Genomic DNA, 19,133 nt, shown 5'->3' with positions numbered 1-19,133 from the left:
CCGATCAGACCTTCACGCGGACTTCTCCCGTCTGGATGCCCTTGCGTACATCGCCATGATGGACGCAAGGTCCATCACAGACAATGCCAGGCGGTCATGTGAGGCGACGAGCGTATAGCGGGCCATTGGCCGCAGGAAGAAAGTCCGCCCCTGGCGCCGAGGCCGCGTGATCGCCGCCTCATCCGCATCAGAGTCGCGGGCGCGCACCCAGGTGCATGATCGCCTTGGCGGCCAGGCGGCACCCGGCGGCCAGCGACTCGGCCGGCGGCTTGCCCTCCAGCCACGACGGCAGGAACCCGGCGCAGAACGCGTCGCCCGCTCCGGTGCCGTCGACGATCCGGTCGACCGGGTCGGCCGGCGCCCGCGTCGGCTCGGGACGGCCGTTGCCGTACCACAGCGCGCCCTCGTCGTTCATCTTGATGACGACCTGCGGGAACCACGCGGTCAGCACCTTGGCCGCCGCCTCCGGGTCGTCGCGGCCGGTCAGCACCTTGGCCTGGTCGGCGTTGGCGAACAGCAGCTTGGCGCCGCTCGTCCACTCCAGGAACGGCTCGGCCCCGGTGCGGTCGAGCGGGGCCGACGAGGCGCAGTCGACCGAGATCGACATGCCGGAGCGGTGAGCCATGTCGAGCGCGGCCAGCCCGGCGTCGCGGGAGCCTTCGTTGATCAGGGTGTAGCCCGACAGGTGCAGGTGGCCGCCACCGTTGAACAGGTCGCGCGGCAGGTCCTCGGGGGACAGCGCGGCGTTGGCGCCCGGGTCGGACAGCATCGTGCGCTCGCCCTTGTGCGTGACGAGCACGACGCAGGTGCCGGTCGGGCGCTCGGGGTCCATGACGAGCCGGGCGTCGACGCCGTAGCCCATCAGCTCCATGTCGCGGTTGCGCCCCGTGATGTCGGCGCCCCTGCGCCCGATGAAGGCCACCTCGGCCCCCTCGACGGCCAGCCAGGAGGCGATGTTGGCCCCCGAACCGCCACCGTGCATGGTCACGATCGCCGGGGTGTCGCTCGCCCTGGCGAGGGCATAACGGGCGCGCGCGACCGCGTCGGTCATGAGATCGCCCACCACGACGACCCGCGTCATGATGTCACCACCTTGCTGCCTTCAGAACGAGCCTGGCCACGGCAAAACGCCACCGCAAAACTAACAGCTTCCGGACCGCTCGTGGGGCGGACCTCCGACACCGGTCGGCAGTCGATGCACAAGCGTTGCCCAACTGGCCCTGAGGTCCTGCGAAAAGGGACGCGGGGCTACTCTCTGGTCTGTGGACGCCGAGTCTGTGGAGGACCGGAACGTGGATGCCCCGAACACGGACGCCCCGAACACGGGTACCTCGAACACGGGTACCTCGAACACGGGTACCTCGAACACGGACGTCTCGAACACGGACGTCTCTGGCACGGACGTCTCTGGCACGGCTGTCTCCGACGCGAACACCGATGCCCGGTACCCGGCCCATTGGGAGGCCGACGTCGTCCTCGCCGACGGCGGCACCGCGCACCTGCGCCCGATCAGGCCCGCCGACGCCGACCGGCTGCGTTCCTTCTACTCCCGCCTGTCCGACGAGTCGATCTACTTCCGCTTCTTCGGGCCCCGGCCGCGGCTGTCCGACAAGGAGGTCGCCTGGTTCACCACGGTCGACTACGTCGACAGGGTGGCGCTGATCGCCACGATCGGCACCGAGATGGTCGCCGTGATCCGCTACGACAGGGTGGCGCCGGGCGAGGCCGAGGTGGCGTTCCTGGTGGAGGACGCCCACCAGGGCAGGGGAGTGGCGTCCGTGCTGCTGGAGCACCTGGCCGCCACGGCCCGCGAGCGCGGCATCGAGAGGTTCGTCGCCGACGTGCTGCCGGCCAACATGAAGATGATGGGCGTGCTGCGCCAGGCCGGCTACACCGCCGAGAGCAGCTTCGCCGACGGCGTGGTCCGCATGACGCTCGACCTCACGCCGACCGAGACCTCCACCGAGGTCACCATCGCCCGCGAGCACCGCGCCGAGGCCAGGTCCATCGCCAGGCTGCTCACCCCGGGTTCGGTGGCGGTCGTCGGCGTCTCGCGCGAGCCCGGCGGCGTCGGGCAGACCGTGCTGCGCAACCTGCTCGCCGCCGACTTCACCGGACCCGTCTACCCGGTGCACCGCGAGGCGCGCGCGGTGGCCGGGGTGCGCGCCCACCCGAGTGTGTCGGCCATCGACGACGACGTGGACCTCGCCGTGGTGGCCGTGCCCGCCGAGGGCGTCGCCGACGTGGTCAAGGAGTGCGCCGAGAAGGGCGTGCACGGGCTGGTCGTGGTCTCGTCCGGGTTCGGCGAGACGGGTGACGAGGGGCGTGCCCGGCAGGACGAGCTGGCCCGCATCGCCCGCGCGTACGGGCTGCGCGTGGTGGGTCCCAACTGCCTCGGGATCGCCAACACCGACCCCGCCGTACGGCTCAACGCCACGCTGGCCGCCACCGTGCCCGACCGCGGCAGGGTGGGCTTCTTCAGCCAGTCGGGCGCCCTCGGCACGGCGTTGCTGCAGCGGGTGGCGCAGCGCGGCATGGGCATCTCGTCGTTCGTCTCCGCCGGCAACCGGGCCGACGTGTCGGGCAACGACCTGCTGCAGTACTGGGAGGAGGACACCGCCACCGAGGTGATCCTGCTCTACCTGGAGTCCCTGGGAAACCCGCGCAAGTTCGCCCGCCTGGCCAGGCGCATCTCCCGCAGCAAGCCGATCGTCGTGGTCAAGAGCGGCGGCACCCCGTCCGGCCACTCCGCCCGCGAGCTGGGCCTGCCGGACTCGGCGGTCAGCTCCCTGTTCGCGCAGGCGGGCCTGATCCGGGTGGACGACCTCATCCAGCTCTTCGACGTGGGCCAGCTCCTGGCCTACCAGCCGCTGCCCGCCGGGCCCCGCGTCGGCCTGGTCACCAACTCCGACGCCCTCGGGCTGCTCGCCGCCGGCTTCTGCGTCTCCGCCGGCCTGTCGCCCCGTCCGCCGGCGAACCTCGGCGCCTCCGCCGGGGCCGCCGAGTTCGGCGCCGCGCTGGCCGAGCAGCTCGCCTCCGACGAGGTCGACTCCGTGGTGGTGATCTACATGCCGCCCATCCCGGGCGCCTCCGACGAGGTGGCCGCGGAGCTGCTCAGGGTGTCGCAGGGGTCGGCCAAGCCCGTGCTGGCCACGTTCGAGGGGCATCTCGGTATGCACCCGGCGCTGCGGACGGGCCCGGCGCCCGAACGGGGCTCCATCCCGTCGTACGCGGCGCCGGAGGAGGCCGTCAGGGCCCTGGCACACGTGGTGCGCTACGCCACCTGGCGGGCGCACCCGGCCCCGCCGCCGCCCCGGCTCGACGACATCGACACCGCCCGGGCCCGCGAGCTCGTCGCGCGGGCGCTCGGCGACGAGGGGCCCGCCCCCGCGCCGGGCGCGTTCGCCGAACCCGGTCCGCCGGTCGAGCTGGACGCCGCCGACCTGCTGTCCTGCTACGGGCTGAGCGTGTGGCCCGCGGAGCTGGTGCGCTCACCGGAGGAGGCGGTCGACGCGGCCGAGCGGCTGGGCTGGCCCGTGGTGCTCAAGGTGGCCGACCCCGACGCCTCCCGCCGGGCCGGCACCGTACGGCTGGGCCTGGCCGGGCCCGACAGCGTCCGCCACGCCTACGCCGAGTTCGCGGCCCAGCTCGGCGCGGACACCGAGCTGGCCGTGCAGCGGATGGCGCCGCAGCCGGCCGTGCCGACCGTGGTGGGCGTGGCCGACGACCCGGGGTTCGGGCCCGTCGTGTCGTTCGGGCTGGGCGAGGTGACCGCGCGCCTGCTGCTCGACCAGGGCTACCGGCTCGCGCCGCTCAGCCGCGAGGACGCCGCCGAGCTGGTGCGCTCGGTCCGGGCGGCGCCGCTGCTGTTCGGCGAGTACGGCTACCCGCCCGTCGCCGTCGACGCCCTGGAGGACCTCCTCGTCCGGGTGGGCCGTCTGGCCGGCGACCTGCCGGAGCTGGCCCGGCTCGACCTCGACCAGGTCCTCGTGGGCGAGTCGGACGTCATCGTGCTCGGCGCCCGGGCGCGGCTGCGCACCCCGGCGGGGCCGCGCCTGGACGCGGGGCCGCGCCGGCTCGCCTGACGTCCGTACGCACAGATTCAGACCGTTATAGAGCGTTATGTACGGCGGGTGAGGGTGCAGCGCGCTCCTGGCAGGATGGACCCATGAGGGAAACCCGAGTCTCAGCCGCGGGACTGCGCGAAGCGATCGAGCGCAGCGGCTACTATCCCGACCTCGTCACCGATGCGGTCGAATCCGCGCTGGGCAAGGAGGCCGTGGCCGCGTTCGTGGTGCACCACGAGGCCACCTTCGATCCCGCCATGGAGGTGCGCCGGCACGTCACCGTGCTGGTGCTGACGACGTCCAGGCTGCTGGTCTGCCACACCGACGAGCACCCGGCCGTCGAGGGCGTCTCCGCCTCCCACGCCTCGACCACCACCGAGGCGGTCCGCCTGAGCCGGGTCCAGTCGGTCGCGGTCACCCGCGTCGTCCCCGACCCCGCCTCCTACTCGCCCGGCTCACCGCCCACCGAGGTCACGCTGACGATCGGCTGGGGCGCCATCTCCCACGTCGACCTGGAGCCGGCCACCTGCGGCGACGAAAACTGCGAGGCCGACCACGGCTACACGGGCGCGATCACGGCCGACGACCTGTCGCTGCGCGTCAGCGAGGCGGCCGACGGGCCCGAGGCGGTCGGCCACGTCCTGGCGTTCGCCAAGGCCCTGTCCGAGGCCACCGCCCACGTCACGGCCTAGACACCGACTCTGCGGCCGGAAGCACTGGGCACGCGCGTCCGCGCCGATAAGCTCGGGGAATGGTGGACACCGCGCCCCTGATCCCGGCCTACGGCGGAGCGTCGCTGGCCGACCTGCCCCACTCGCTGCTGGCCGCCCTCGGGCTCGACGGCCCTAACCCTCTCGGCGTCCGGCCGGCCGAGAGCGTCTGCATGTTCCTCGTCGACGGACTCGGCGCCGAGCTGCTGCGCGCCCACGCCGACACCGCCCCCTTCCTCACCGCCGCGACCGGCCGGACGCTCACGGCGGGGTTCCCCGCGACCACGGCCACGAGCCTGTGCTCGCTCGGCACCGGAGTCCCGCCGGGCGAGCACGGCATGCTCGGGCTGATGCTGGCCGTCCCCGGCACCGGCCGGCTGCTCAACTGTCTCAGGTGGACGATGCCCGACGGGCTCGCCGTGGCCCCCGAGACCTGGCAGCCCGCCACCACCGTCTTCCAGCGGGCCGGCCGGGCCGGGATCGCCGCGAGCTACGTCGGCCCCGCCGAGTTCCAGGGCACCGGGCTGACCGAGGCCGTCTACCGGGGCGTGCGCCACCTCGCCGCCGACACCGTCGACGAGCGCGTCGAGGCGGTCCGCCGGGCGCTGCTGGAGCCGCCCGCGTACGTGACCGTCTACTACGGAGACCTCGACTCCGCCGGCCACCGGCACGGATGGGGCGGCGAGGAGTGGCTGCGGCAGCTCGCGATCGTCGACCGGATGGCCGAACGGCTGGCCGAGGCGCTGCCCGGCGGCTGCGCCCTCTACGTCACCGCCGACCACGGCATGGTCAACGTCACCACCAAGCTCGACGCCGAACGCGAGCCCGCCCTGACGCGCGGAGTGGCCCTGCTGGGCGGCGAGGCGCGGGCCCGGCACGTCTACGCCGAGGAGGGCGCCGCCGGTGACGTGCTGGCCGCCTGGCGAGACACCCTCGCCGGTCAGGCCTGGGTGGTGTCCCGGCAGGAGGCCGTCGAGTCCGGCTGGTTCGGCCCCGGTGTGCGGGCCGAGTGGCTGCCGCGCATCGGCGACGTGCTGGCGGTCCCGTACACCGACCTGGCCATCACGGCCCCCGGCGCGCACCGCGTCGAGGCGGCGTTCGTCGGCTACCACGGCTCGATGACCGCCGCCGAGCAGCACGTGCCGCTGCTGGAGGTGAGCACCCGTTGACGTCCCGCCTGGAGGAACCTGTTATGAACCCGCTGATCACCCCCGCCGGCCTCGCCGCACTCGACGCCGCGAGCGTCCTCGACGTCCGCTGGCGCCTCGGCGGACCGGCCGGCATCGACCTCTACCGTGAGGGGCACCTGCCGGGCGCCGTCTTCTGCGACGTCGACGCCGACCTCGCCGCCTCGCCCGGCACCGCCGGGCGCCACCCGCTGCCGTCCGCCGAGCACTTCCAGCGCGCGATGCGGCGGCTCGGCGTGCGCGACGGGCGGCCTGTCGTGGTGTACGACGACGCGGGCTCCACCATCGCCGCCCGCGCATGGTGGACGCTGCGCTACTTCGGCCACCAGGACGTGCGGGTGCTCGACGGCGGGCTGGCCGCCTGGACCGAGGCGGGCCTGCCGACCGACAAGGAGCCGGTCGCCGCCGCCCCGGGCGACTTCACCGCCAGGCCGGGCGGGATGCCGATGCTCACCGCCGAGCAGGCCGCGGCGCTGGCCGGTGACGGGGTGCTGCTGGACGCCCGCGCGGGGGAGCGCTACCGGGGCGAGGTGGAGCCCGTCGACCCGGTGGCCGGGCACATCCCGGGCGCCGTCAGCGCGCCGACCACCGACAACGTCGGTCCCGACGGCAGGTTCCTGCCGCCGGACGAGCTGCGGGCCCGCTTCGCCGGGCTCGGCGTGCGCGACGGCGTGGCGGCCGGGGCCTACTGCGGCTCCGGCGTGACCGCCGCCCACCAGGTGCTCGCCCTGGAACTGGCCGGGCTGCCCGCCGCCCTCTACGTCGGCTCCTGGTCGCACTGGGTGGCCGACCCGGGCAGGCCCGTCGCCACCGGCTGATCCCCGGCGCCGAAACACGCGAACCCCGCCACCCCCGTCTCGGCCGCGGCCGCCGCCAGCGCCGAGGCGGGGGACCGACCGGCGGCCAGCAGCCCGTGGAACGCCGTCATCACGGCGAGCGCGTCGGCGTCGCGCACCGGCACCAGCCCGGCGACCACGCAGGTGGCGCCCCTGGCCAGGAACGTGCCCGCCAGCCCGAGCGGCGCGCCCTCCGCCGGCGTGCGCGCCATGCCCGAGTCGCACGCCGACAGCACCACCAGCCGGGCCGCCGCGTCCACGTCCAGCAGGTCGTACGCCATGAGCGGCCCGTCCTCCAGCGTGATGGCCGACAGCAGCGGGCTGCGCGCGTGGAACACCCCGTGCGCCGCCAGATGCAGCACGTCGGCCCCGGCGAGCGCCGCCAGCACCGTGCCGGCGCGGGCGGGCACCTCATGCCCGCCGGGATGCAGGCGGAGCACCCGGCCGACCTCCTCCCGCGCGTGCGCCAGCCCCGGCCCCGCCGCCGCGGCCACCACGAGCCGTCCCGCACGGGTGCCGGCGCACGGTGGGGTGGCATCGCCCGGGTGCGCGCACGGGTGTGAGCACGGGTGTGAGGACGGTGGGGCAACGGCGGGTCGGGCGCCGCGGGTGGCCGCGAGCCAGGCCGCCGCGCTCGCGGCCACACTCACCGGACGGCCGGTCAGGCCCGGCAGCGCCGCCCAGGGCAGCGTGTAGAGCGCCCCGGCGGGCACGACCACCATCGGCCGCCCCTCCAGGTCCCCGGCCAGCGGCCACAGCAGCAGCCGCTCCACCTCCTCCGCCGCGGCCCGCACCAGCCCGCCCCCCGCGCCGGAACCGCGTCCGGAACCACTGCCGTGGCCAGCGCCGGAAGCAACGCCGGAACCACTGCCGTGGCCAGGGCCGGAAGCAACGCCGGCACCAGTGCCGTAGCCGGGGCCGGAAGCCGGGCCGGGACCTGTGCCGGGATCCGTGCCGTCAGGGAGGGCGCCGTCACGCAGGGTGTGCCTGCGCAGCGCGTAGCGCAGCCGGATGACCGCCTCGGTGACCGCCTCGATCCGGCCCAGCGCCCGCAGCCTGACCCCACGGCCGGTGACGACCAGCGCCAGCAGCGACGACTCCTGCGCCACGAATTCCACCAGCGCCGCCTCGCCGAGCGCGTCCCGCACCAGGCCGACGTCGATCGGCCCGCCGGCGTCCGCCGGACCGGCCAGCGCCCGCCACCGCTCCGCCCACGCGAAGACGCCCTCGGCGCCGCCGTCTCGCACCGCCAGCCGCAGTCCGAGCCCCGCCAGCCGCGCCCCGGCCCGCGCCGCGTGCGCCCGGAGCGCCGGGTCGTCGAACGTCCTGACCTGGCCGCCCACCTCGGCGAGCCCGTCCCGTACGGCGCGGAGCGCCCCGCCGGGGTCCCCGCGCAACTGGGCCTCGAGCGCGAGCGCGTGGTGCCGCACCGGCCCCGGCACCTGGGCCGCCTTCACCGGGGCGGCCACGGCGGCCTGCTCGCTCTCCGGCCGGGCGAGGCGGGCGAGCTGACCGGTGGCTGTTCGCTCGTCGCCCAGCGCCAGCGCGATCTCGGCCGCCTCCAGCCGCAGCGCGGCGGCGGCGGCGCGGTGGGCGGTGTGCCCGTCCAGCTCACCGGCGCAGTGGACGACCTCCGCCAGCAGCGCCGGCGTGGGGCCGTCGAGCGCCAGGCGCGCCCGCAGCACCACCTCCCGGGCCGGCGGCAGCCACGACCGCCTGCCCTGGAGCGCCAGCTCCCGTTCCGCCCGTTCCGCCACCGCCAGCGCGCGCCGGGCGTCGCCGGTGAGGAGCTCGGCCTGTGCCAGCTTCAGCCGCGCGTCGGCCAGCGCCACCTGCGCCCCGGACGCCTCCAGCTCGGGTACGGCGCGGCTGAGCAGTTCCCTGGCCTCGCCCGCCAGATGGGCGGCCAGCAGGGCTGCGGCGAAGTCCGCCCGCATCGTCGCCAGCCTTTCCGGGAAGCCGAACAGGGTGTCCTCGGCCGCCTGGTAGTGCCCGAAGGCGCCCGCGATGTCGCCCCGCCGTACGGCGAGGAACGGCAGGTTGGCGGCGGCCAGCCGGGACAGGTGGTCGAGCCCGGCGTGCCGGGCGATGCGCAGGCAGCCGGCCACGTCGCGGGTGGCGGCGTCCCAGTCGCCCCGGTAGGCGTGCACCAGCCCGCGGTTGAGCAGCCCGCCGGCCAGGAACCTGCGGTCGTCGATCGTGCCCGGCGCGCCGGTGAGCGTCGCCACCGCCCGATCGCACGCGGCGACGGCCTCCGCGTAGCGGCCCAGGTGGGCCAGGGCCACGGCCCGCTGGGTGTCGAGCTTGGCCCGGTCCAGCGGCGACAGGTGCGGCCGGGCCAGGGCGGCGATGCCGAGCGCCTGCAACGGGTGGCCGCGTTCGGTCCGTACGGTCACCAGGGAGAGCCGGGCCTGGGCGAGCCGGGCGCGCGGCGCGCCGCGGGAGGCGATGGCGCGGCGCAGGTGCTCCTCGGCCGCCTGGAGGTCGCCCAGCTCGCGGGCGGCGAGCGCCATGGCGCGCAACGCGATGACGACAGCCTCGACGGCGCCGGCGGTCTCGGCCGCGGCGAGCACCTCGCGGCCCGCGTCGAGCGCCTGGCGGGGGTCCACGACGGCCTGCGACACCGCAGCCTCAGCCTCGGCCACCAACGCCTCCACGGCCGCCGCCCGACCACGGGCCGCCGGACCACGGGCCGCCGGACCGAGGACAACCGGGCTGTGGGGTCCAGGGCTGTGGGGCGCAGGGCTGTGGGGTCCAGGGCTGTGGAGCGCAGGGCTGTGGGGCGCAGGGCCGGGGACCGCAGGGCCGTGGGGTGCCGGGTCATGGGCGCGTGGCACGCCCGCGGCTGGATCGGTCTCGCGTGACGCGTCGTGGGCGGGTTCATCCCCGGCCGGCGCGTGCCTGTGCGGCGTGTCCCGGTGGAGCGCGTCTTGGGGTGGGTGGTCCTGGGCGGGTCCGTCCTCGGGTGGGTCGTCTGGAAGGTGTCCTTCTCGGAACGGCTCGCCGGGGTCGGGGCGATGGAACGTTCCAGAGAGCGCGTCCGGTTCGGGGCATGCGGGGGGTTCGTGGAGTGCGGTCAAGGGTGGGGTCGCGGGCCTCTCGGGCGGGGCCGCCGAAGGCGGCGACGGGGGCGGGCGGGGAGCCGGTGCGGCGCCGCGCGCAGGCGGCGCCGCACCGGCTCCGTGCCCGGTCAGGGACGGATACGCACCCACCTGGTCTGGACGGGCGCGTGACCCGGCCGGTGGCAGACCACGCTGAGCCAGCCCGGAGGCAGGCCTGTGGCCGCGAACTGGCCGGTGGTGGGCAGACGCCTCGTGAGCGTCAGATGGGGGGTCCGGACATCGACATGGCTGCCCTCACCCGGGGGCGGGATCACCTGCCCCGCGATGTCGATGAGCCCGTCGCCCACCGTCACCTCCAGGTCGAAGGTGAGGCCGGAGGCGACGAACCGGACCATGTGGCAGCCGTCCGAGCCCCGCACCTCGGCGGGTGCGGGAAGCTCGGCGGGCGCGGCGGTGACCGCTTGGGGGACCCTGAGCCCGTAGGCATCGCGTGCGGCGGCGGACACGTGCCCGGGGATCGGGTCGTTCCCGGCGGCCAACCGGAGGGCCGCCAGGAAATAGTCTTCGTTGATCATTGCACCGTCTCCTGTAGTGAGAGCAGGGTGCGCAGTTTTTCCAGGCACCGCGTCCGGGTGGGGCCCACGCTGCCGATGGGCACTCCCAGACGAAGTGCGACTTGCTGGTATCCAACATCTGCCGCGACCAGCTGGAGCAGTGTGCGACAAGGTTCGTTCAGGGAGGAGACCGTCTTCCAGAGCAGGCGGCTGCTGTCGGCCTCCAGGACGGCCGCCGCCGGGTCGGGCTCACGCACCAGGTCGAAGCGCGGGGCGAAGGTGAGGTCCTTTCTGGAGATGAGCATTGCTTCGCGACGCGTGGTCGTGGCGAGCCACGCGCCGACCCCCGCCGGGTCCCTGATGGTGTGGAGATGCTCGAGCAGACGCAGCCACGCTCCTTGGACAGCGTCCGCGGCATCGGATTCGTTCAGCCCGCAGGCCCGCGCGACGGCCCACATGCGGGGCCCGAAGCGGGACTCGAGCTCGTCCCAGGCCGTCTGGTCGTCGTCGGCCGCGGCTTCGAGCAACTCCTTGGGATCGCGTGGCTCCCGCATGCGGCCTCCTTCGCCCAGTGCCCCACGATGTTGTCTCATCGTGATGGGTCGAGGACTGAGCGTAAACTCTACAGACTCGCCGGGACGAGAACTCCGAGATCGGGAATTTGCCGGGACTCCTCGGGGTCCAGCAGTCCCCTGACCGCCTCCAGGGCCGGCCGGTCCCTGGCGGCGTCGGCGACGGCCCCCGCGACCAGGGCCGCGGCGAACGACGTGCCGCTCCACGCCGCGTACCCGGCGAACCCCCCGCCCTCCAGGTACGTGCTGGTCAGCCACTCGCCGCGGGCGCAGGCGTCGACCCAGGAGCCGTAGGAGGAGAACGGCGACCTGCGCTCCTGCGCGGCGTCGACCGCGCCCACGCCCACCACGCCCGGCAGCGCCGCCGGCCAGAAGGGCCGGTCGCCGGCGGTGTTGCCGGCGCAGGCGACCGTCACCGTGTCGGGGAACGCGCTGAGCGCGTCGGCCAGCAGGGAAGGCGGCCGGTCGTCGAAGGTGTGGCAGCCGAACGACAGGTTGAGCACCTGGGGGGCGCGGTCACGCAGCCGGTTGAGTGCCCGGATCACGTGGGCCTCGTCGCCGACGCCGTCGCCGTTGAGCACCCGGCAGGAGGTGAGCGCCACGCCGGGCGCCTGCCGCAGGATCAGCCCGGCGATGAACGTGCCGTGCCCCGCCTGGGCGCCCTCGGTGGAGTCGCCGTCGTCGCGGCCCAGCCCGCCGTACCACTCGCTGCCCGTCCACCAGGGGTGCTTGGCCACGCCGGTGTCGAGCAGGCCCACGACCACGGGCGAGCGGGCCCGCCCCGGCCGGTAGGGGAGGGGGCGGACCGGGAACGGCCGGGAGGCGGGCCCGCCGAAGAACAGCGGCTGCCCGACCACGACGTGGTTGGGCGAGGCCCGGAACCCGCGTTCGCGCAGATCCCTGGTGATCTCGCACGGGTCGGCGCCGGACGACAGGTGGATCACGCAGACGCCGTCGCTCTCGGACACCGCCCGGGTCCAGCGCGCCACGACCGACAGCGCGCTCCGATCGGCCAGCACCTGACCTGGCCGGATGAGCGACTCGCCGGCGGATTGGATGTCCATGAGCCGTTATCTATCCGCGCGCGGGCCGGTGTCACACGCCGACGCCGCAACAACTTGGTATGTCCCCCCTCTGGCATCGGATTGCGACCGACGGTAGTCTCTCCCTAGTCACTTGTGATCATCCCAGGACGAGGCCGTTGGGGAAGGCGCACCTCGTACCGAAACGGGAGGTCCGGTGTCTGCTCGTGGCGTGCTGTACGTCCACTCGGCTCAGCCCGCGCTGTGCCCTCATATCGAATGGGCGGTCGCGGGCGTCCTTGGCGTGCCCGTGGACCTGACGTGGACGCCGCAACCCGCCGCGCCCAACGTCGTACGGGCGCAGGCGGAGTGGGAAGGCCGCCCGGGCATCGCGGCGGCCATCGCGTCCTCCCTGATGGGCTGGCAGCGCATCAGGTTCGAGATCACCGAGGACGCCTCATCCGGCGTCGACGGGTCCCGCCATGCCTACACCCCGACGCTCGGCGCCTTCAGCGCCGTCATCGGCGCCGCGGGCGACATCATGGTCCCCGAGGACCGGCTGCGGGCGGTCATGCTGACGGCCTCCCAGGGGCGCTGCGTGCTGGAGGACGAGCTCGACAGGATGCTGGGCAAGCCGTGGGACGAGGAACTGGAGCCGTTCCGCTACGCGGGGGACGGCGCGCCGGTCCGCTGGCTGCACGCCGCCGTCTGACCCGCCCCGGGCGGGTTCTCCCCTCGCCCGGCCGCCCCGGCGGTGGCCCGCGCCTGGCCCGCCCCGGCGGATCGCCCCGACTGACGTCTCCTCCCCACGCCTGCCGTCCCGAACGGTCGCCGGACACACGAACGGCCCCGCACCGGTCATCGGTGCGGGGCCGTCGCGTGTCGTGTGCAGGGGCTGTCCGACCTGGTGGCCGGGGCTGGGCCGGCCGGTCGCCGTGACGGCCGCGGGGGCCGTCACGCGTCGGTTAGAGGGGGATGTTGCCGTGCGCGCCCCTGGCCGGGGTGGCCTGGGCGAGCACCTTGGCGATCGCGCCGCGCGTCTCCGCGGGCTTGAGCACCTCGTCGATCACGCCGAGCTCCTGGGCGCGGGCGAGCCCACCGGCCGTCTTCTCGTGCTCGGCGGCCAGGCGCTGCTCCAACTCGGCGCGCTCCTCCTCGGGCGCCGCCGCGAGGTCGCGCCGCTTGAGGACGCGCACCGCGGCCACCGCGCCCATGACCGCGACCTCGGTGGTCGGCCAGGCGAACACCTTGGTCGCGCCGAGCGCGCGGGAGTTCATCGCGACGTACGCCCCGCCGTATGCCTTGCGGGTGACCAGCGTGACCCGCGGCACCGACGCCTCGGCGAACGCGTGCAGCAGCTTGGCGCCCCGCCGGACCACGCCGTCGTGCTCCTGGCCGACACCCGGCAGGTAGCCCGGCACGTCCACGAGGACCACCAGCGGCACGCCGAAGGCATCGCACATGCGGACGAACCGGGCGGCCTTCTCGGCGGAGGTGGCGTCGAGGCACCCGCCGAGCCGCAGCGGGTTGTTGGCGACCACACCGACCGTCCGGCCGCCGAGACGGCCGAGGGTGGTGACGATGTTGGGCGCCCACTTCGGATGCAGCTCGACGCCGGGCTCGTCGAGCAGGCCGTTGACCAGCGGCTTGACGTCGTAGGCGCGGCGGGCCGACTCGGGCAGCAGGGTGGAGAAGTCGACCTCCTCCACGGCGGAGGTGCGCACCCGGCCCTGGTGGCCGAGGAGCACGGCGAGCTGGCGCGCCTTGAGCAGCGCGTCGGTCTCGGTCTTGGTGACGACGTGCACGACACCGCTGCGCTTGCTGTGCGGCTCGGGGCCGCCGAGCGCGGCGCTGTCGACGTCCTGACCGGTGACGCTGCGGACCACGTCGGGCCCGGTGACGAAGATGCGGCCGGAGTCGGCGAGGATGACCAGGTCGGTGAGGGCGGGGCCGTATGCGGCGCCACCGGCGGCCGGGCCGACGACCACGGAGATCTGGGGGACGACGCCGGACGCCTTGGTCATGGCGGCGAAGACCCGGCCGACGGCGTGCAGCGACTCGACGCCTTCGGCGAGTCGCGCACCACCGGAGTGCCAGATCCCGATGACCGGCACCCGTTCGCGGACGGCCACGTCGTAGGCGTGCACGATGTGCTCGCAGCCCTCGCTGCCCATCGCGCCGCCCTGGAAGCGGGCGTCACTGCAGAAGGCGACGACGGGGACGCCCTCGACGCGGCCCATGGCGGCGAGCACGCCGCTCTTGTCCTGGGGAGTGATCAGCAGCAGTGAGCCCTCGTCGAGCAGCGCGGCCAGCCGGACGGCCGGATCGCGGGGATCGGCGGGCTCCGTGTCGGAGCCCCGCGTCACCCCCCTGTTGTCGATCACGGTCATCTAAGCCCCCTTGAACACGACGGCCACGTTGTGACCCCCGAACCCGAACGAGTTGTTGACCGCGGCGATGTCGCCTTCGGGCAGCGAGCGGTTGGCCCCGTGGACGAGGTCCACCTCGATGCCGTCGTCGGGGTTGTCGAGGTTGATGGTCGCCGGCACGACGCGGTCGTACAGCGCCTTGATCGTGAAGACGGACTCGATGCCGCCCGCGCCGCCCAGCAGGTGGCCCGTCATCGACTTGGTGGAGGTGACGAGCGGGTGGGTGCCGATGGACTTGGCCACGGCCTGCGCCTCGATCACGTCGCCGGCGGGCGTCGAGGTGGCGTGCGCGTTGACGTGCTTGACGTCGAGGCCGGTGACGTCGGCGTCGTTGAGCGCCTGCGTCATCGCCATGATCACGCCACGGCCCTCGGGCTCCGGCTGGGTGATGTGGTGGGAGTCGGCGGAGTAGCCGACCCCGGCGGCGTAGGCGTAGATGCGGGCGCCGCGAGCCCTGGCGTGCTCCTCGGACTCCAGCACGATGATGCCGGCGCCCTCTCCGAGCACGAATCCGTCGCGGTCGCGGTCCCACGGCCTCGACGCGCCGGCCGGGTCGTCGTTGCGGGTCGACATGGCCCGCGCCGCGGCGAAGGCCGCGATGTTGAGCCCGTGGATCGCGGCCTCGGTGCCGCCCGCCACGACCACGTCGGCGCGGCCCGCCCGGATCATGTCCATCGCGTAGCCGATGGCCTCCGCGCCGGAGGCGCAGGCGGACACCGTCGCGTGCACGCCCGCCTGGGCGCCCCGGTCGAGGCCGATCCAGGCGGCCGGGCCGTTGGGCATGAGCATCGGCACGGTGAACGGCGACAGGCGGTTCCAGCCGCGTTCCTTGTAGGTGTCGTAGGCCGACAGCGTGGTGTTGATGCCGCCGATGCCACTGGACACCACGACGCCGAGCCGCTCGGGCGCCACCTCGGGGGCACCCGCGTCCTGCCAGGCCTCGCGGGCGGCGACCATCGCGAACTGCTCGCTGCGGTCGAGGCGGCGCGCCTCCGGCCTGGGCAGCACCTCGGCCGGGTCGACCGCGGCCGTCCCCGCGAACGTCACGGGGACGGTGTCGACCCAGTCTTCGGTGAGGGTCTTGACACCCGACTGACCGGCGAGGAGCGCCGACCAGGTCGAGGTGACGTCTCCACCGACGGGCGTCGTCGCGCCAAGCCCGGTGACGACGACACGTACCCGGTTCGCACTCACGTTTTCGCGCTCCTTGTCGATCTGAAGGGTCGTTCGGCAGGGCCGGCCCGCGCGGGGCCGGGCCGCTAGTTCTTGATGAAGTTGAGCACGTCCTGGACCGTCTTCAGGTTCTTGAGCTGGTCGTCGGGGATCTCGACGCCGAACTCGTCCTGGGCGGCCACGGCGATCTCGACCATGGACAGCGAGTCGATGTCGAGGTCGTCCACGAAGCTCTTGTCCGGGGTGACCTCGCCGGCCGGGATGCCGGTGATCTCGTTGATGATCTTGCCGAGGCCCGCGAGGATCTCCTGCTCGGTGGCAGCCATGTCGTTGGTTCTCCTTTGGTTTCTTTGGTTCGGTACGGCTCACGCCGTACGAGCTGATGAGGTGCGGCGTGAGCCGTACCGGATCCTACGGAATCTCGATCACTTGGCCCGCGTAGGTCAGGCCGGCGCCGAAGCCTAGAGCGAGCACGAGGTCGCCCGAGCGGACCTCGCCACGCTCCAGCATGCGCGACAGCGCGAGCGGGATGGACGCGGCGGAGGTGTTGCCGGCGGTGACGATGTCACGCGCGATGACGGCGTTGTCGGCGCCGAGCTTGCGCGCGATGGCTTCGATGATGCGCAGGTTGGCCTGGTGGGGGACGAACGCGGCCAGCTCCGACGGGTCGACGCCGGCGCGCTCGCAGGCCTCCTTGGCCACCGGGTGCAGCGCGGTGGTGGCCCAGCGGAAGACGGTCTGGCCCTCCTGGTGGAGGAAGCTGTCGCGGTCGTTGATGATGATCGCGTCGGACCTGTCGCCCGCGCTGCCCCACACGACCGGACCGATCCCGGGCGTGTCGGACGGGGCGACCACGGCGGCGCCCGCGCCGTCGGCGAAGATCACGGCGGTCGCCCTGTCGGTCCAGTCGATCCACTGCGACAGCTTCTCGGACCCGATGACGAGCACGTTGCGCGCGGTTCCGCCGCGGACGGCGGCGCTGGCGGTGGCGAGCGCGTAGCAGAACCCGGCGCAGGCGGCGTTCACGTCGAACGCGCCGGGGGACTCGATGCCGAGGCGGTGCGCGACGACGGCGGCGGCGTTGGGGATCTGGCTCTCCAGCGTGCAGGTGGCCACGATCACCAGGTCGATGTCGCTGGCCGCCAGCCCGCTGGCGGCCAGCGCCTTGCCGCCGGCCTGCACGGCCATGTCCTCGACCGTCTCGCCTTCGGGGGCGACCCTGCGCTCCTTGATGCCGACCCGCGACTGGATCCACTCGTCGTTGGTGTCCATGGTCTTGGCCAGGTCGTCGTTGGTGACGATGGTGGCCGGCTGGTAGTGGCCGAAGCCCAGCACCTTCGCGCCGGCGGCGACGTCGGGAATCCTCACTTGATCAGCTCCCTGGCAGCGTCGAGGTCGTCGGGGGTCTTCAGGGCGACGGTGGGCACGCCCCGCAGCCCTCGCTTGGCCAGGCCGGTCAAGGTGCCGCCGGGCAGCAGCTCGATGATCGCGGTCACGCCCAGCTCGGCCATGGCGGTCATGCACAGATCCCACCGGACGGGGCTGCTGACCTGCCCGACCAGCCGCTCGACGAGGTCGGCGCCGTCGGTCACGGTCTGGCCGTCGGCGTTGGACAGCAGCCTGACCGCGGGGTCGGCGGGGGTGACGGAGGCGGCGGCCTCGCGCAGGTGGGCCACGGCCGGCGCCATGTGCGCCGTGTGGAAGGCGCCCGCGACGGACAGCGGGATGAGGCGGGCGCGCGCCGGGGCGTCGTCCTTGAACGCGGCGAGCTGCTCCAGGGTGCCGCCGGCGACGATCTGGCCGGCGCCGTTGATGTTGGCGGGGGTCAGGCCGTGTCGCTCGACGGCGGCCAGCACGTCGGCCTCGACGCCGCCCAGCACCGCGGTCATGCCGGTCTCGGTGACGGCGGCGGCCTTGGCCATGGCCTGGGCGCGCTCGCGGACCAGGGCCAGCGCCTGCTCGGCGGTCAGCGCCCCGGACAGCGCGGCGGCGGCGAACTCGCCCACGCTGTGTCCGGCCAGCAGGCCGGGCGTGACGCCAAGCGCCTCGGCCGAGGCGAGCGCGGCGGCCACCAGCAGCGGCTGGGCCACGGCGGTGTCACGGATCTCGTCGGCGCCCGCGGTGGTGCCGTAGGCGATCAGGTCGAGGCCGGCGACGTCGGACCAGGCGGCGAGCCGGTCGGCGAAACCGGGCACTTCGAGCCAGGGCGTCAGGAAACCTGGAGTCTGGGCGCCTTGGCCCGGCGCGACGATTGCTAGCACGCAAACAACCCTGCCCTGTAGAACTCCGACACGCGGCTAAGGAAGCGTACGAACTTTGTCCAAGGTCTTTTGTAGGTTCTCTACAGTGGGGGTTTCTGGCAGATTACGTTAGCGCCCGCCACATCACGGCGGACTCCGTGAGCCTGCCGAGGATGAGCCCTACCTGCAGGGTGAAGGCGGAACGGCCCTCGGTCGGCTGGTAGCCGGTCAGCTCGGTGATCTTCTTGAGGCGGTAGCGGACCGTGTTGGGATGCACGAACAGCAGGCGGGCCGTGGCCTCCAGAGAGGTGCCCTGCTCCAGGTAGGTGGCCAGCGTGTCGAGCAGCGGGGTGCCGGCCAGCGGCAGGTAGACGTTCTCGACGAGCTGCTCCCTGGCGTCCTCGTCGCCGTCCAGCGCGCGCTCGGCGAGCAGGTCGTCGGCGTGCACGGGACGCGGCGCGTCGGGCCAGCCGGCCGACGCCTTCAGCCCGGCCAGGGCGGCCCTGGCGGAGCGCGCGGCGGCGTGCAGGTCGGGCACCTCGGGGCCGATGACGATGGGGCCGGGACCGAAGCGGGCCACGACCTGCCTGGCCGCGTGCTGGACGCTGTCGGCGCCGCCGACGATGACGATCAGCCGGTCGGCCTGCACCCCGGCGAGCAGGTCCATGCCGATGCGGCGGCCCTTCTCCCGCAGCCCGTCGATCACGGCCCGCGGGTCGTCGTCGGGGGCGTGGCCGGCGATCACGACCACGGGGGCGGAGGTCCAGCCGAGCGCCGCGGCCCAGGAGTGGAGGCCGTCGTCCACCTCGCCCCGCACCAGCGCGTCGACGATGAGGGCCTCCAGCCGGGAGTCCCAGGAACCGCGCGCCTCGGCCTCGCGCGCGTAGACCTGCGCGGCGGCGAAGGCCACGTCGCGGGTGTAGCGCAGCATGGCCTGCTGGAGCTGGTCCTCGCCGCCCGGCGCGGCCAGTTCGTCGGTCTGCGCCTCGACCACCTCGACCACGATCCGGACGATGTCCACGGTCTGCTGGAGCGAGATCGACCGCTTCAGCTCGCGCGGCGCGGTGCCGAAGAACTCGATGCTGGGCGTCGGACGGTCCTCGCCCGCGTGCTGGAACCACTCGACGAAGGCCGCGATGCCCGCCTGGGCCACCAGGCCCACCCACGAGCGGTCCTCGGCGCTGAGCGCGCGGAACCACGGCAGCTGCTCGTCCATGCGCGCCATCGCCGCCGTGCCGAGCGAGCCCATGGCCCGCTCCAGCCTGCGTGTGGTGTCCTCCC

At 74.1% G+C, this 19,133-nt stretch carries 16 protein-coding genes; 5 read left to right on the top strand and 11 right to left on the bottom strand.

What is annotated here, in order from left to right; translation table 11 throughout:
* Nucleotides 1-187: 187 nt before the first annotated feature.
* Nucleotides 188-1,081 (bottom strand): carbohydrate kinase family protein, encoded by an 894-nt coding sequence (locus FHU36_RS29625; protein WP_185087048.1) that lies wholly within the window; start codon nucleotides 1,079-1,081, stop codon nucleotides 188-190.
* Between the two features lie 181 nt (nucleotides 1,082-1,262).
* Between FHU36_RS29625 and FHU36_RS29620 the strand changes: the two genes are divergently transcribed.
* The 4 genes from FHU36_RS29620 (at nucleotide 1,263) to FHU36_RS29605 (ending at nucleotide 6,782) form a co-directional block, all read left to right on the top strand.
* A complete protein-coding gene (locus FHU36_RS29620) occupies nucleotides 1,263-4,085 on the top strand; it encodes a bifunctional acetate--CoA ligase family protein/GNAT family N-acetyltransferase (protein ID WP_312891911.1) in 2,823 nt (940 codons plus the stop codon).
* 83 nt (nucleotides 4,086-4,168) lie between these two features.
* On the top strand, nucleotides 4,169-4,759 hold the full coding sequence (locus FHU36_RS29615) for a DUF5998 family protein (protein WP_185087047.1): 591 nt from the start codon (nucleotides 4,169-4,171) through the stop codon (nucleotides 4,757-4,759).
* A gap of 59 nt (nucleotides 4,760-4,818) precedes the next feature.
* Nucleotides 4,819-5,946 carry an alkaline phosphatase family protein gene (locus FHU36_RS29610; protein ID WP_185087046.1) on the top strand — a complete coding sequence of 376 codons (1,128 nt, stop codon included), beginning with the start codon at nucleotides 4,819-4,821 and terminating at the stop codon, nucleotides 5,944-5,946.
* A 23-nt stretch (nucleotides 5,947-5,969) separates the two neighbouring features.
* A complete protein-coding gene (locus FHU36_RS29605; RefSeq protein ID WP_185087045.1) occupies nucleotides 5,970-6,782 on the top strand; it encodes a sulfurtransferase in 813 nt (270 codons plus the stop codon).
* On the opposite strand, the gene FHU36_RS45915 is transcribed toward FHU36_RS29605, so the two are convergent.
* From FHU36_RS45915 to FHU36_RS29585, 4 genes are all read right to left on the bottom strand, one after another.
* Complete coding sequence (locus tag FHU36_RS45915; RefSeq protein ID WP_185087044.1) at nucleotides 6,722-9,445, bottom strand: CHAT domain-containing tetratricopeptide repeat protein; 2,724 nt, start codon at nucleotides 9,443-9,445, stop codon at nucleotides 6,722-6,724. The two genes, FHU36_RS29605 and FHU36_RS45915, sit on opposite strands and share 61 nt — an antisense overlap.
* Before the next feature lie 545 nt (nucleotides 9,446-9,990).
* Nucleotides 9,991-10,437, bottom strand: a complete 447-nt coding sequence (locus FHU36_RS29595; RefSeq protein ID WP_185087043.1) for a hypothetical protein — start codon at nucleotides 10,435-10,437, stop codon at nucleotides 9,991-9,993.
* Complete coding sequence (locus FHU36_RS29590) at nucleotides 10,434-10,970, bottom strand: RNA polymerase sigma factor (RefSeq protein WP_185087042.1); 537 nt, start codon at nucleotides 10,968-10,970, stop codon at nucleotides 10,434-10,436. The genes FHU36_RS29595 and FHU36_RS29590 overlap by 4 nt, the downstream gene beginning before the upstream one ends.
* Nucleotides 10,971-11,038: 68 nt before the next feature.
* Entirely contained in the window at nucleotides 11,039-12,052 is a 1,014-nt protein-coding gene (locus FHU36_RS29585) for a S8 family peptidase (RefSeq protein ID WP_185087041.1), read from the bottom strand.
* A 175-nt stretch (nucleotides 12,053-12,227) separates the two neighbouring features.
* On the opposite strand from FHU36_RS29585, the gene FHU36_RS29580 reads away from it, so the two are divergent.
* Entirely contained in the window at nucleotides 12,228-12,722 is a 495-nt protein-coding gene (locus FHU36_RS29580) for a DUF3145 domain-containing protein (protein ID WP_185087040.1), read from the top strand.
* A gap of 253 nt (nucleotides 12,723-12,975) precedes the next feature.
* On the opposite strand, the gene FHU36_RS29575 is transcribed toward FHU36_RS29580, so the two are convergent.
* From FHU36_RS29575 to FHU36_RS29550, 6 genes are all read right to left on the bottom strand, one after another.
* Nucleotides 12,976-14,400 carry a carboxyl transferase domain-containing protein gene (locus FHU36_RS29575; protein WP_185087039.1) on the bottom strand — a complete coding sequence of 475 codons (1,425 nt, stop codon included), beginning with the start codon at nucleotides 14,398-14,400 and terminating at the stop codon, nucleotides 12,976-12,978.
* Entirely contained in the window at nucleotides 14,401-15,633 is a 1,233-nt protein-coding gene (gene fabF / locus FHU36_RS29570) for a beta-ketoacyl-ACP synthase II (RefSeq protein WP_185087038.1), read from the bottom strand.
* Between the two features lie 65 nt (nucleotides 15,634-15,698).
* On the bottom strand, nucleotides 15,699-15,938 hold the full coding sequence (locus FHU36_RS29565; RefSeq protein ID WP_101788494.1) for an acyl carrier protein: 240 nt from the start codon (nucleotides 15,936-15,938) through the stop codon (nucleotides 15,699-15,701).
* An 85-nt stretch (nucleotides 15,939-16,023) separates the two neighbouring features.
* Entirely contained in the window at nucleotides 16,024-16,980 is a 957-nt protein-coding gene (locus FHU36_RS29560; protein WP_185087037.1) for a beta-ketoacyl-ACP synthase III, read from the bottom strand.
* Entirely contained in the window at nucleotides 16,977-17,873 is an 897-nt protein-coding gene (locus FHU36_RS29555; RefSeq protein ID WP_185087036.1) for an ACP S-malonyltransferase, read from the bottom strand. Before FHU36_RS29555 ends, FHU36_RS29560 begins: the two co-directional genes overlap by 4 nt.
* 103 nt (nucleotides 17,874-17,976) lie before the next feature.
* On the bottom strand, nucleotides 17,977-19,101 hold the full coding sequence (locus FHU36_RS29550; protein WP_185087729.1) for a PucR family transcriptional regulator: 1,125 nt from the start codon (nucleotides 19,099-19,101) through the stop codon (nucleotides 17,977-17,979).
* Between the last annotated feature and the right edge of the window lie 32 nt (nucleotides 19,102-19,133).

It is taken from the genome of Nonomuraea muscovyensis (genome assembly GCF_014207745.1).
In the GTDB taxonomy this organism is placed as follows: domain Bacteria; phylum Actinomycetota; class Actinomycetes; order Streptosporangiales; family Streptosporangiaceae; genus Nonomuraea; species Nonomuraea muscovyensis.
This window is presented reverse-complemented; position numbering and strand designations above follow the sequence as displayed.